The sequence below is a fragment of the Psychrobacter sp. M17(2026) genome, from assembly GCF_055699815.1.
On record NZ_CM146741.1, the window covers coordinates 2,695,218 to 2,708,295 of the forward strand.

At 43.7% G+C, this 13,078-nt stretch carries 13 protein-coding genes; 6 read left to right on the plus strand and 7 right to left on the minus strand.

The genetic code is table 11. The features are described 5' to 3' along the window. Positions 1-8 precede the first annotated feature (8 nt). The 3 genes from ACR63T_RS11460 to ACR63T_RS11470 form a co-directional block, all read right to left on the minus strand. On the minus strand, positions 9-566 hold the full coding sequence (locus tag ACR63T_RS11460; protein WP_201570158.1) for a UPF0149 family protein: 558 nt from the start codon (positions 564-566) through the stop codon (positions 9-11). Between the two features lie 261 nt (positions 567-827). Next, positions 828-1,073, minus strand: coding sequence for a PA3496 family putative envelope integrity protein (locus ACR63T_RS11465; protein WP_305898896.1), 246 nt, complete (start codon positions 1,071-1,073; stop codon positions 828-830). Positions 1,074-1,167: 94 nt separating this feature from the next. Next, positions 1,168-2,628 (minus strand): hypothetical protein, encoded by a 1,461-nt coding sequence (locus tag ACR63T_RS11470; RefSeq protein ID WP_472784076.1) that lies wholly within the window; start codon positions 2,626-2,628, stop codon positions 1,168-1,170. 399 nt (positions 2,629-3,027) lie between these two features. On the opposite strand from ACR63T_RS11470, the gene serB reads away from it, so the two are divergent. The 6 genes from serB to ACR63T_RS11500 all read left to right on the plus strand — a co-directional run bounded on the left by serB (position 3,028) and on the right by ACR63T_RS11500 (position 8,677). After that, on the plus strand, positions 3,028-4,314 hold the full coding sequence (serB, locus tag ACR63T_RS11475; RefSeq protein ID WP_472784077.1) for a phosphoserine phosphatase SerB: 1,287 nt from the start codon (positions 3,028-3,030) through the stop codon (positions 4,312-4,314). A 135-nt stretch (positions 4,315-4,449) separates the two neighbouring features. Beyond that, the gene (locus tag ACR63T_RS11480) at positions 4,450-5,466 is read left to right on the plus strand and encodes a DUF368 domain-containing protein (protein WP_472784078.1); all 1,017 of its coding nucleotides are present in this window, start codon (positions 4,450-4,452) and stop codon (positions 5,464-5,466) included. Positions 5,467-5,665: 199 nt separating this feature from the next. Further along, positions 5,666-6,073 (plus strand): AciT family ciprofloxacin tolerance protein, encoded by a 408-nt coding sequence (aciT, locus tag ACR63T_RS11485; protein WP_227680266.1) that lies wholly within the window; start codon positions 5,666-5,668, stop codon positions 6,071-6,073. A 238-nt stretch (positions 6,074-6,311) separates the two neighbouring features. Beyond that, the gene (locus ACR63T_RS11490) at positions 6,312-6,818 is read left to right on the plus strand and encodes an SCP2 sterol-binding domain-containing protein (protein WP_305898899.1); all 507 of its coding nucleotides are present in this window, start codon (positions 6,312-6,314) and stop codon (positions 6,816-6,818) included. A 162-nt stretch (positions 6,819-6,980) separates the two neighbouring features. Next, a complete protein-coding gene (gene bioB, locus ACR63T_RS11495) occupies positions 6,981-8,120 on the plus strand; it encodes a biotin synthase BioB (protein ID WP_472784079.1) in 1,140 nt (379 codons plus the stop codon). A 122-nt stretch (positions 8,121-8,242) separates the two neighbouring features. Then, positions 8,243-8,677, plus strand: a complete 435-nt coding sequence (locus ACR63T_RS11500; RefSeq protein ID WP_472784080.1) for a CopD family protein — start codon at positions 8,243-8,245, stop codon at positions 8,675-8,677. Between the two features lie 80 nt (positions 8,678-8,757). Here the strand turns inward: ACR63T_RS11500 and ACR63T_RS11505 are convergent, their stop codons facing one another. From ACR63T_RS11505 to ACR63T_RS11520, 4 genes are all read right to left on the minus strand, one after another. After that, positions 8,758-9,516 (minus strand): hypothetical protein, encoded by a 759-nt coding sequence (locus tag ACR63T_RS11505; protein WP_227680267.1) that lies wholly within the window; start codon positions 9,514-9,516, stop codon positions 8,758-8,760. A 188-nt stretch (positions 9,517-9,704) separates the two neighbouring features. After that, positions 9,705-10,196: a hypothetical protein gene (locus ACR63T_RS11510; protein ID WP_201570173.1), complete on the minus strand. Its 492-nt coding sequence runs from the start codon at positions 10,194-10,196 to the stop codon at positions 9,705-9,707. 90 nt (positions 10,197-10,286) lie between these two features. Continuing rightward, positions 10,287-11,003, minus strand: coding sequence for a ribonuclease PH (gene rph, locus ACR63T_RS11515; RefSeq protein WP_201570175.1), 717 nt, complete (start codon positions 11,001-11,003; stop codon positions 10,287-10,289). A gap of 282 nt (positions 11,004-11,285) precedes the next feature. Beyond that, positions 11,286-13,010, minus strand: a complete 1,725-nt coding sequence (locus tag ACR63T_RS11520) for an AMP-binding protein (RefSeq protein WP_472784081.1) — start codon at positions 13,008-13,010, stop codon at positions 11,286-11,288. Positions 13,011-13,078 lie beyond the last annotated feature (68 nt).

A 13,078-nucleotide genomic window follows, 5' to 3' on the forward strand; every position in this document is an offset into this window, starting at 1 on the left:
GACTGCTATCAGTCATTAGTATGAAACAACAAAAATAGCTCAGTTAAGTTACCTTCGATGCTGTTGGCCATTTGTGCCATCTTGTCATCGTCGCCACGCATTTGCATAAGCTCAGGGTCTTCATCATCGATACCACTGAGGACGATCATAGGTAGCGTTAGTACTGCTACATCGTCAGCATTTTCTTCGTTCTCTAACCAATCAGTAGCCTCATCAGCATACATCGCATCGACAAAACCAATAGACCAAGCGACCAAATCTGACTCATCAGAGAAGTCTACTTTGACCTCTTCATTGCCCGCATCTTCATTGAAGGGCAGCGCGATAGGTGTCTCGTTTTTGAGCTCATCCATAATAGATTTGCGCCAGCGCTTGATCCCGTCAACGACATTTTCTGGAATCTTGCTGGTTTGACCTTCAAATAGCGCCTCTAGCCAATTTGGTAGATTTGGACCAATAACGGTAGCCGTCAAAAACCCGTGCATAGCCACGCTATCGAGCACATATTGACTCTCTTGATTGTCTAAATAATCTAGTAAAGCATCAAAGCTCATTGGATTGCTCATAGTATAATAGCCTCAAATCAATAGCATCACAAAAACGAAATTCAATTATATCTACCCAGTATTATCATTCATTACAGTACAAATATAATAGGTAGAAAGGTAAAGCGTGCCAATAGACACAATAGCAAATTTTATAAAGCAATTAGCTTAGCATAGTTAAGATATGATAAAGCGTTATCTGGCAACTTTTATGACGACTTGGGCAGTACAACAACTATCAAATAGTTGTCAAATAATTATCAAGCAGTTATCAAGCAGCTATCAATCGTCTTCATCATCCCAGTCATCATCTTCATCCCAGCTATCGTCTAGGCTATCTAAATCATCAAGCTCATCTTTGAGCTCTTTTGCCAGACGCTTTTCTTCTAATAAGTTATCTATTAGACGACGCTTCTCAAGGCTGCTCAAGCGCGTACGGACACTAGTCTCAGCCTCTTCGACCATCTTTGCATCATCATCGTCACTAAAATCATCATCAAAATCGTCGTCGATATCAGCATCGCTCATAGCGGTCTCCTGTCATTAAAAAAGATAGTTCACATTGTTACTTATGCCTTATAAAGTCTCTTAGGGGCTTTGTCAATCTTTTTTGTATTTATCGCTATTCATTGCCTGTCATAAGTACTGCATTACGAACATCCGCCAAGCGCTGAATCATCGCATCATTAGCGCCTTCAAACACCGCGCACTCGCGCTCATAAACAGTAGTCGGACGACTAAGGTTATGCACTTGAACATGATTTGCAATCTGTCTAAGCGCTGCACTAGGTAATAAGATGAGCATTTGCTCCTTTTTGCCGACGCTTTTGAGCAATTGAGTCATAGCATCGCTCTGCGCGCTATCACTGACCCCAGCTTTTGCAGGTAGAGCAAAACGTGCCAGCTCGATATGCTTATCATGGATAATCTTATTAAGCATTAAATACAGCTTGCCTAGCATCACTCCTGCAAGCGCTACTTTGGCATGGCTATTATCCGCTTTGAGGATAACTTGCGCACCGCTCTCATCAAAGTAAGGCTTATTCGTAGCGCTGACGCCTAGCAGCAAAGGCTGTTGTAACAACTCACTCAGTGCTTGATCTAATAGCTGAGTGCATAACGCCAAATACGGCATGCGCATCTCAGGCGCTAGGCGCTCCATCATCTTGTATTCATCATGGAACTTGATTTGCACGCTGACACTGTCAAAGCTGCGCGCTGCTGACAACTTATTACTATTGGCTTTTTGCGTAGCCGAGCCTATAGACGCTAACGGATCCGCTGTTGCTGTATCTGGTACTTGATCCTTATCACTACTGGCTACTGACTCCTCTAGGCCGCCGCCACTTTGCTGCGACTTTAGATAAGCATTAAGCTCATTATGAATCACAGCGGTATTAATAGCCGCACCCGTACTTTCAGCCTTAGTCGCTGCACTATGGCCGGGTATCATGCTTTTATCAGTTGAATCTATCTTCTCACTCCCAAGCTCGTGATCACTGAAATCATCCAAAGGCTGACGAGTACGTCTTACCGTGTCATTAACGTATTTTTGCCGATGTATATCATCAATTTTATGACTTAAAGCATTGATTTGCGCTTTGGTAGGACGGGCAATATAACCGTATGCGACCCACAATAATAAATGCAAAAACAGCGAACCGATCACAAATGGCCACTGCATAGTGATAATTTCGCCTTTGCTGATATCTTTTAAGGTCAGCGCCACGCTACCGATGACCGCATCACCTTTGGTCGCTATCTGCTCGATAGTATCGCCTTGCTGCATAGGCGCATTGCCCACGGGCACTAAGATAGTATCGTCAGTATCTTTTATTACCAACCGCGCAACGTCCTGCTCGCTAGTATAGCGATTGGCGATGACACTGAGACTGACTCTATCCTTATTCTCTAAAGACAGACGCGCCTCATCAATCAGCTGCGCGACCATTTGCTCGCCTTTTAATGCGCGGCTATTGCTCAGCTGTTGGTCAGTACTGATAATAAGTAATAAGGTTTGCAGACAAAAACTAACCAAAACAATAATGGCAAACAACCCTTGCCTAGGCGCTAAATACATCATGATAGAGTGAACTTATTTAAAGGAGAAAATCGAAAACGAGGCTATTGCTCATTTTCATGAAAAAGACGTGCGATTATAGGACACTTAACGATTTTATTTACCTAGCAATAATTCGCTTAGCAATAATATTTGCCTAAATGCCTTTGGTTATCATAGCGCTTTTTAGTCGACTGTTTTATCTTTTATGGCAGATATAGTAGCTTTAATAAGTAACGGCTACTGTATAAGCGGCTATTTTAGCTATTAGCAGTGCTCATTTATGAAAGATCAAACAGAGCCTAGCTAAAATAGAGGTGCTGCCAGTACTATCGCCGAATGTTTAATAGCCCCTATAGGCGCTACCTTGTAAAGCTGTTATTATTCCTAATCTTATCTGCGCATACAAGGGACAATTGAGCCATGCCAAAAAAAATATCGTATTCGTTACCAAAAGACAGCAAAGCATGGCAACAAGCCGTTGATTCTATTGCTGAGCTATTACCTGATGATATTGGTCTGCGTGATTTTGATGCGCTACAATCCCTGCCCTTATTTGCAGTCATTGTCGTGCTACCCGTACAAGTATCGGTGTTAGATATTCACCAGTATATCCAGTCTTGGGTCGATGAGCAGCCCAATTGGCATCTTGTGACCGTAGCAGAAGATACTGAAGCCAATTATATAGATATCTCTGTAGACTCTAGCGTTAATACGCCCAATCCTGCGTATGTGACTACTAGTGATGCAGACGCTCATGATAGTTCAAATGTGAGTATCGTAGTAAATTCAAATCAGAATCCTGCGTTGCTCCCAATTATTAAAGCACAGGTATTTCGCTACTTACTCGTACCTGTCAGCGATACCCTAATGCATCCTGCCAAGAAGACTGCTGCTGCGCATATGATTGATGAGCAGTTGACCTCACGCCTGCGTCACGACTTGGCAACGCATCATCAAACGCAAAGTGCAATAGGCAGCGATGCGGCAATGGCGACAGCTTTTAATAGCGCAGACTTAGTCGATTGTCATATCTTATCAGTGGGTCATATGCTGCGTACCCATAAGCTAGCTTGCTTTGACATGGATTCCACTCTTATTGAGCAAGAGGTTATTGTTGAGCTTGCCAAGACTGCTGGGGTCGGCATGCAAGTCGAAGCCATTACCGAGGCTGCAATGCGCGGTGAGATTGACTTTGATGACTCCTTTGCTCAGCGCGTAGCGTTACTCAAAGGGGTTCCAACTCACGTGCTTGATGAGATCTGCGCGCGGCTTACACTATCGACAGGAGCACGTACGACTATTAGCGCCCTCAAAGCCTTAGGCTATCATACAATACTAGTCTCTGGTGGCTTTACCTATTTTGCTCGTTATATTGCTGAACAACTAGGGATAGATGAGGTGCATGCCAATAATCTAGATATCGATGAAGATGAGGTGAGCGGTCATATCCAGCTGCCTATCATCAATGGTGAAAAAAAGGCAGCTATCGTCGCGCACACCGCAGAGCGTTTAGGGATTGCTATGTCGCAAGTAGTCTGTGTTGGTGATGGTGCTAATGACTTGCCCATGATGGCAATTGCCGATTTAGGCGTCGCCTATCGAGCCAAGTCTATCGTCCAAGCGCGTGCTGACGCAGCTGTCAATGTCACAGGACTTGAGGGTGTTCTATATGCTTTAGGTTATCCTGCGCTAGTCGCTAATGCATAAGTACAAGCGCAAGCATAAGCATTGATAGATTATTATTTTATAAGCTGGGCTTACGACTATTTCGTTCACTCAGCTTATTTTCCGTGCTAGTTACGACTCATACTTTCAACTTATATTCCGCAAAAGGAGTCGTCCATGACGGCATCAAAGCCTGATGAAGCTTTATCAGAATCAACGTCAACTTCGTCGAACCAAACACTTGATAGCGTAGCGCCGACTCACGATAGCGCCAAGCAGTTTTTTGCTGTTTATATTAAAGGTATGGCGATGGGCGCTGCTGACATTGTCCCAGGTGTCTCTGGCGGCACCATTGCGCTGATTGCAGGTATCTATCAGCGCCTGATTAATGCGCTAGGTAGTATTGGCCCTAATCTGTGGTCAGTATTTCGCAGACAAGGTGGCATCAAGGGCTTTATGGAAGTATGGCGACAAGTTGATGCCACTTTTTTATTATTTCTGCTATTAGGTATTGGCACTAGCATCGTCACTTTAGCAGGTATTATCAAAGGCTTGCTCGACAATCAACCACTACTGATTTGGTCGTTCTTTTTTGGTCTAGTGGTAGCGACAGTACTACTCTTGCTAACTGAAATAAAACGCTGGAATGCTGCGCGCGCAGGATTATTTATCACAGGCTTAGTAGTCGCAGTTGTCATTAGTAGTTTGCCGCTACTGGCAGGCAGTCCAAGCTTACCCTATCTGTTTTTTGCAGGCGCTATTGCTATTTGTGCGATGATCTTACCGGGAGTATCTGGATCCTTTATCTTATTGCTGTTAGGCGCTTACGATACCGTTTTAGAGGCGGTACATACCTTTGATTTGACGACTATCATTACTTTAATGGCGGGCATGCTCACAGGGCTATTGCTATTTACCCGCATACTAAAATGGCTACTATCGCGCTATTATCAGGCCACGCTGGCGCTGCTTACTGGCTTTATTGCAGGCTCATTAGTAAAGGTTTGGCCTTGGAAAGTAGATGCTTTGGGCAGTCTAAACGCTGAGGCTATCACTAATGTTGCACCTTGGGCGTACCCTACTGGCGCTCATTGGCTCACCACGCTAAGTCTTATGTTATTAGGCGCAGTATTGGTATCGTTATTGTCTTGGTGGGGACATCGGACTAATCATTCAAAGCTTATTGACGAATAAAACGAATGATCACAATAGTAAATAGAATCTTTGGTAGATATAGATATCTTGCATCATCAAAAAGCAATGTCGAAAAGGTAATTCTTTCTCCTAAAAATAGACGTCAACGGTTGTCGCAAAGTCGCGTTTTGGTCTTTCGATATACAGGCAAAACTCTCATAATAGGGTATTGAAATTCACCTTTTGCATAGCGAGATGAATGATGCTTTTGACACTATTATCGAGTAGCACTCTAGCCAGTATTTCTGTAGGCTCTCTAAGCGGCGCGGCTATACTAGGCTATGGCTTATTAGCCAGTTTGATTTTTGCCATCGCCCTATCCTCTCAGCGCTGGCTACTTTGGTATGTACTCGGCGGCGTCCTCTACTGGCTAGCTGTTGAGATTATTCAGAGCCTATTGATAAGCTGGACGACATTGTCCCAATGGCATACGTATGTCGTGGCTATGGGTATTAGTTGGCTGCCATTATTTGCTTGGGTGCTCTATCGCGCCGTGCGTTATGAGGATGTTAGCCCTACTTTGCAGCAACAGCGCGAGCTTGAGGCTGCGCGTTATGTTGAGCATAGCCCTATTTATGATGATGATTATACGCCACGCTTTGAGTAGTTCAATGATAAAAGTATTGCTTTAATATCCAAAATCAAACTATGCATCACAAATTATGCGCCTTATCAGGGCGCTTTTTTATTCACTTAATATATTGTTTTGCAAGCGTTATATCTCAAAACTGATGAATAAATAATGACAATTGAGTTATAATTTAGCACTATAATTTTGCTAACAATTACTATAGAGTACCTTTAATTTTTATTCACCTCTTTATCCTCTATTTAGGAGATCCATCATGTTTACTATTCCTGTGTTAGATATAAAATCTGATCCATTAGATGCTCTACTAGCTATCGTAGGCTATCGCTTATCGATGCTCGCTGATAGCGATAACGAAGACTTTAAGGCCAAGTTAGCGGATCGCAAAGTTACTATTGAATTCATTAGTGAAGCCTCTGATATAGCGCGTTACTTTAGCTTTGACAACGGTCAGTTCACGCAGCACAGTGGTCATGCCGATAATGCTGATTTGACTATTAAGTTTAAAGACTCTATGACAGGTGTTAAGCTATTGACTAAAGGTAGCTTGCCTGGCTTTATGACGGCAGTGCAAGAAGGCAACCTAAGCATTGAGGGCGATTATAGCCTCCTTATGTGGTTCAATAAGCTGGCCAAACATATCGTCCCTGAGATTCCAGAAGAGCTGCAGCCGCATATTCAAAGAGCTAAACCTTATGTCTATAAAGCGCAACAGTTTGCAGAGCATTGGGTCGGTGTGGCTAAACATAAACTAGGTAAATAGTTTAGCAAGCTTGACATAGTAGCGCTAAAGCTCAGTTCTGATAATTTATGGCTCTGCTAGTACTAGGTTCTGCTAAGATACTAAGGTTGCGGTATACTAATACGGCAACCTTTTTTATGATTCAAATTTTGGTTTTACTCTATTCTTATAAAAGGACTTATCATGGCAGGCCTGCTAAGTATCACTGAACCTACCTTATCTACTGACACTGACACTCTGACTGAAAATAATTTTGCTGATAATACATCAAAAACCAACACGACTTCACTGGCCGACAAACCCAGTCGCCAGCAGGTTAAAGCGCTATTTGAATTGCCATTATTAGACTTGTTATCACAAGCACAGGCCATTCACCGTCAGCACTTTACCGCTAACGAAGTACAAATCAGTACTTTGTTATCAATCAAAACGGGCAACTGTCCTGAGGACTGTGGCTACTGCTCACAATCTGGTCACCACCGTGACAAGACCAAGTTGCAAGCTGAAAAACGCTTAGAAGTTGATAAAGTTATAGCAGCGGCACGGCGTGCCAAAGCGACCGGCTCATCGCGTTTTTGCATGGGCGCGGCGTGGAAGCATCCTAGCGCCAAAGACATGCCTTATGTGGTCGAATTGATCAAAGAAGTCAAAGACTTAGGGCTTGAGACCTGTATGACTCTAGGCATGCTCAACCCCGAGCAAGCAGGCCAATTAGCCGATGCTGGACTCGACTACTATAACCATAACCTTGATACCTCTAGAAACTATTATGATCAAGTGGTCAGCACTCGTAGCTATGATGATCGTCTAGATACGCTAAGTAATGTACGCGCTTCGGGCATCAATGTCTGTAGCGGTAATATCGTTGGCATGGGTGAGAGCCGTGATGATCGGATTGACTGGCTGTGCGAGCTGATCAAAATGCCCAAAGCGCCAGAGTCGATACCTGTCAATCTATTAGTGCCGATAGCGGGCACGCCGCTGGGTGATAAAGTGCTAAGCGAGGGTGAGCTGTCAGTACTCGAGTGGATACGTACTATTGCCGTGACTCGCATTTGCTGTCCGACCAGTTATGTGCGCCTATCAGCGGGTCGTGAGAGCTTATCTGATAGTGAGCAAGCGCTGGCCTTTATGGCAGGAGCAAACTCGTTCTTTTATGGTGATAAGCTACTGACTACTGGTAATGCCAGTCAGGCTAGTGATGATAGACTCATGCGTGAGCTGGGCTTGACTAAGCATATTGCAGCACCCAGAGCGCCCAAGCTGTTGCCTGTCACTGACGCTATGAGTGGTCATCAGATGCAAGTTTTATTAGCCGAATAAGTTTTTGCTTAGATAAGTTGCGGTCATAGTGAGTCTGATAGCTGTTAAAGCAAGTCAATATACGTTAAGCTTGCCCGCATTCAAACATGGCTAAACACAGCTAGAGCATTAGGAATATAAGCATGATAGAGTATATAAACTGGATTAAAGCGGCTCACGTTATCTCAATGGTAACTTGGTTTGCAGCGATTTTCTACTTGCCGCGCCTGTTTGTCTATCATGCCATGAGCGAGGATAGAATAAGTCAGGATCGCTTTGTGATTATGGAGCGCAAGCTGTATCGCGGTATTATGATCCCCTCAATGATAGCGACGTGGGCGCTTGGCTTGTGGATGGTATATCTGGGCTGGGAGGTCTATAAAACTCAGGGCTGGTTACACCTAAAAATAGTCTTAGTGGTTCTATTATCTGCTTATAATGGCGCCTGCGGATTTTATCGTAAAAAACTAATAGACAACCCTCAATATAAGTCACACGTGTTTTGGCGCTGGTTCAATGAAGTGCCTGTTTTTGCGCTGATATTTATCGTAATTTTGGTAATCGTAAAACCTTTTTAAAATTACATTATCTATAAAATAAAAGCGTCCGTAATACTGAGTTACGGACGCTTTTTTATGGCGAGTAGCTTTTTATTATTCTAAATAACAGGTCGCATGATTTGATAGACATTACTTAAGTCATAAACCCGATAGCGTGCAGGCTCACGACGACTCTCACCTGCATAGCTCAGTATTAGCGCTTGCTTGGCTGACTCATCGACCCAACCGACAAACATGCCGCTGTGCTCAACGCCGTTATAGCCATGATTGATATAATATAGCCAATCGCCAATCTCAATCTCACTGCTATTGGCATAAGGGCCTTGTCTATAAGATCCTTTATGCAGGGTATCACGCGTCACGCCAGCACGATTGAACACGGCATTGAGATAGTCCCAGCAACCCCCTTGAATAATAGTGCGCTCATTAAGTGCCATTTTACGAGCGGTGCTAATAACCTCGCGAGCAGCAGGGCTACTTTGCATTTCAGCTTGACTTAGCAGCGACAAATATTCGCTATCGACATTGTCATAGCTACCTGAAAGAAAGGCAGGTAGCACAGAGGGCGTCGGCTCTATTTCAGGATAGCGATAAGTATTAGGAGCAGCACTCTTATTATAGTTATAAGTAGGTGCTGATGTAGATGCCGCACGCTTGATAGTGGAGCGGGTACTGACTCTAGCAGAAGGGGCTGCCAGCTCAGGTTGCGCAGACTTTTGCGCGATGAGAGCGCTCATATTATCGGCCTGAGCTTGGCTGGTGACACTTAGCATTGATAGTAATAAAGCAGTTATCGGTATTATTTTAGTCACACAAGATAAACTATTATTTAACGCGCTGATCGACGCTTGTGGCATGATTAACTCCTCACAAAACAGCAAAAATAACTCAGTTATCATAGCGTCTGATTCAGTCGCTATGAAAGTATAAGATCTAGTTATAAACCATTTTGAAAGCGAGCTGCAAGCATTATTACCCATTTTTAGACAAAAAGAGGTTTTGAAGAATAAGTGCAAGGTAGGTGCAAGATTTTAGTAATAAACAGCTAGTCACTTTTCATCTTAATATTAACATGGCGTTTATTAAGTGTTTGACCTTGCAAGATAGCTTTAGTCGCTTGGGCTTCTTGGCTATTATCAAAGCCGCTAATATGATATTTACGTACGTTTGTGGCATCGACGATCTGTAGCTGCTCACCGTATAACGTGATTTTGTCCCCGTCGGCTATAGTAATCGTGTTACGTTTGCCTTGATTCTCATGAATCAAGGACCCCGCACTGATCAACAATACACCGCTATTAATCACGCCAGCCATTGCTTTCTTACGCTGTTGGCGCTGCCTATTAAAAAAGAAACTTCCTATAATTAATAGTGCTAGCGCGGCAATAGATAAGCGCTCAGATAATAAGCTCATCGCCATTGCCACTGCGATTGCGCCAATCAATAACGCCGACCCAAACCAAAATAGCCCATTATCGCTCGCTGGTGGCTGCTCCTGCAAAGTAATTTTGGCGCCCTCATCAGTGAGCTTAAGCATGTATTAGACCTCAATAGTTAATGGCTTAATAGGTGAAGGCGGTATCAAAAGTTATCAATAGCGAAGAATTGACTAAACTGAACGATGACTCTACCAGCCCAAAGCCGTCTTTTGCATAGTAATAAGCTCAGCGATGCCCTGTTCAGCTAGCGCCAACATATCGTCCGCTTGCTTACGAGTAAACGGCTTTTCTTCAGCGGTGCCTTGGAGTTCAATAAACTCACCCTTTTGCGTCATTACAACGTTGAGATCAGTATCACAGCTGGCATCTTCTTCATAGTTTAGATCTAGATACGCCTCACCATCCTTCATGCCGACAGAAACGGCTGCCACCAAGCCGATTAATGGATCGGCTTTGAGTTTTTTGGTTCGCTGCAATCTCTCTATCGCATCAATCAAGGCAATAGCCGCGCCTGTGACACTAGCGGTACGTGTGCCTCCATCAGCTTGCAGGACATCACAGTCGAGATAAATCGTGTTTTCACCAAGCTTACTCAAATCTATCATCGCACGCAGACTACGACCGATCAGACGCTGAATCTCTTGAGTACGTCCTGACTGCTTGCCACGAGCGGCTTCGCGCTGGTTACGAGTATTAGTCGCGCGCGGTAGCATGCCATATTCAGCGGTAATCCATCCTTTGCCTTTGCCTTTAAGCCAACGCGGTACACCCGACTCGACACTAGCAGTACATAATACTTTGGTATCGCCAAAGCTGACCAATACTGAGCCTTCAGCGTGCTTGGTATAATGGCGCTCAAAGCTGATCGAACGAAGTTGATTAAGCTGGCGGTTATCATTACGCATAAAGTGTCCTAGTATAAAATGAGTACGGTGTTGTGGATCATAAATAGCTAAACGGATAAACAGTGAATAAAATAAACCGTAAAATTGATGAGATATCCTAACGTGACAGTCGCGTAATAGCAAGATTTACGCTAGAAAAGCCTAACGTCATTGTTCGGTTAAAATGCAGAAAAACAAAGATAAAGTATCTTTGTTTTTCTTAAAGTAGCTTAGTTTAGAAACCTAGTTTAGAAATTTAGTTTAGGAACCTGATTATGGAGCTTATTAGAATAGGCAGCTAGATTACTCTAAGCCTTCCATTTTACGTAGCTCTTTACGCAGTATTTTACCGACATTAGATTTAGGTAGCTCATCAACGAACTCAATATGACGCGGACGCTTATAGCCTGTTAAATGCTTTTTACCAAAATCAAGCAGCTCTTGTTCTGTGACCTCACCTTTTTTGACCACAAACAGCTTTGGATCTTCACCGCGATCATCATTAGGTATGCCGATAGCGCCGCACTCTAATACATTAGGATGCTCCGTCATAACCTCTTCAATCTCATTAGGATAGACATTAAAACCTGAGACAATAATCATATCTTTTTTGCGATCAACGATTTTGATAAAGCCTTTTTCGTCCATAATACCAATATCACCCGTTTTCAAATAGCCATTAGCAGTAAAGGTGTTTTTGGTTTCATCAGGACGATTCTGATAGCCGATCATCACTTGTGGGCCTTTGACCGCTATCTCACCTCGTTCGCCTATTTCGACCTCATTCTCATCGTCATCGAGCAGTACCACATCAGTGCTAGAGGCGGGTATACCGATCTTACCTGTGAACTTAGCGATGGTCATCGGGTTAAACGCTACAACGGGCGAGGTCTCAGATAGACCATAGCCCTCAACGATAGGCAAGCCTGTGATCTGATGCCATTCTTTTGCCACGCTTGGTAGTACTGACATACCGCCACCGATAGCGGCTTTTAGGTTGGAGAAGTCCAAATCAGCAAACGCCTTTTTTTGCACTAGACCATTGAATAACGTATTAACCGCTGGTATAAAGGCCGGCTTATATTTACCCATCTCTTTGATTAAACCATCCAAATCGCGCGGGTTCGGAATCAAGAGTCCAGCATAGCCTTGATACATACCGTACATTCCACAAACCATGAACGAGAACACATGATACAGCGGTAGCGCCGTCAATATAACGTCATCGCTGCTGGCATCATCATCAAAAGCGCTATTCATCAGCGCACTGATCTGGAGCATATTAGCGACCAAATTGCCATGGGATAGCATAGCGCCCTTGGCAACGCCCGTAGTGCCGCCTGTGTATTGTAGTAGTGCCACATCGCTCAGATTCAGATCAGGACGCTGATATTTGCTAGCCGATACCGTATTGAGCGCCTCTTTAAAGCTAGTGCTCTTAGGTAAATTATACGCAGGAATCATCTTCTTAATATAACGCGCGGCTAAATTGACAACGGTTCCCTTGATCGTCCCTAACATATCACCAATCTTGCAGACGACTACGTGCTTAACTTGACCTTTATCTTCGGCCTCTTCGTAGGTCTTGGCAAAATTCTCAACGATAAATAATGCTTTGGCGCCGCTATCATGCAGCTGATGTGACAGCTCGCGACTGGTATACATCGGATTGACATTGACGAGCACCATGCCTGCGCGGATGATACCAAGTGCAACGATAGGATACTGCAAAATATTCGGCATCATAACGGCAACTTTATCACCTTTATTCAATCCTAAAGATTGCAGATAACTGGCTATTTGTCGACTGTATAAATCCAATTCTTTAAAGCTAATAGAAGCGCCCATGCAGATATAAGCAGGCTTTTTGCCGTAACGGCGAAAGTTGCGCTCAAAGACATCAAGTAATGAGGTTTCGTCATCTGGCATATCGATAGTGGCATCGATACCGTAACGCTCATAAGCATTTAGCCAAGGTCTATCACTTGCAATAGTTGGCATCGTTGGAAACTCATTGGTATTAGTCATCAGCAGGTTATCCTTTAATTAAGCTTAAAGCGCTACGCTTCATATGGTGAGCTTGAAAGTATTAGGCT

Bases quoted from the DNA above. Each gene is read 5' to 3' on its own strand.
- ACR63T_RS11460 (WP_201570158.1), bottom strand. From the start codon at position 566: ATGAGCAATCCAATGAGCTTTGATGCTTTACTAGATTATTTAGACAAT.
- ACR63T_RS11465 (WP_305898896.1), bottom strand. From the start codon at position 1,073: ATGAGCGATGCTGATATCGACGACGATTTTGATGATGATTTTAGTGAC.
- ACR63T_RS11470 (WP_472784076.1), bottom strand. From the start codon at position 2,628: ATGATGTATTTAGCGCCTAGGCAAGGGTTGTTTGCCATTATTGTTTTG.
- serB (WP_472784077.1), top strand. From the start codon at position 3,028: ATGCCAAAAAAAATATCGTATTCGTTACCAAAAGACAGCAAAGCATGG.
- ACR63T_RS11480 (WP_472784078.1), top strand. From the start codon at position 4,450: ATGACGGCATCAAAGCCTGATGAAGCTTTATCAGAATCAACGTCAACT.
- aciT (WP_227680266.1), top strand. From the start codon at position 5,666: ATGATGCTTTTGACACTATTATCGAGTAGCACTCTAGCCAGTATTTCT.
- ACR63T_RS11490 (WP_305898899.1), top strand. From the start codon at position 6,312: ATGTTTACTATTCCTGTGTTAGATATAAAATCTGATCCATTAGATGCT.
- bioB (WP_472784079.1), top strand. From the start codon at position 6,981: ATGGCAGGCCTGCTAAGTATCACTGAACCTACCTTATCTACTGACACT.
- ACR63T_RS11500 (WP_472784080.1), top strand. From the start codon at position 8,243: ATGATAGAGTATATAAACTGGATTAAAGCGGCTCACGTTATCTCAATG.
- ACR63T_RS11505 (WP_227680267.1), bottom strand. From the start codon at position 9,516: ATGCCACAAGCGTCGATCAGCGCGTTAAATAATAGTTTATCTTGTGTG.
- ACR63T_RS11510 (WP_201570173.1), bottom strand. From the start codon at position 10,196: ATGCTTAAGCTCACTGATGAGGGCGCCAAAATTACTTTGCAGGAGCAG.
- rph (WP_201570175.1), bottom strand. From the start codon at position 11,003: ATGCGTAATGATAACCGCCAGCTTAATCAACTTCGTTCGATCAGCTTT.
- ACR63T_RS11520 (WP_472784081.1), bottom strand. From the start codon at position 13,010: ATGACTAATACCAATGAGTTTCCAACGATGCCAACTATTGCAAGTGAT.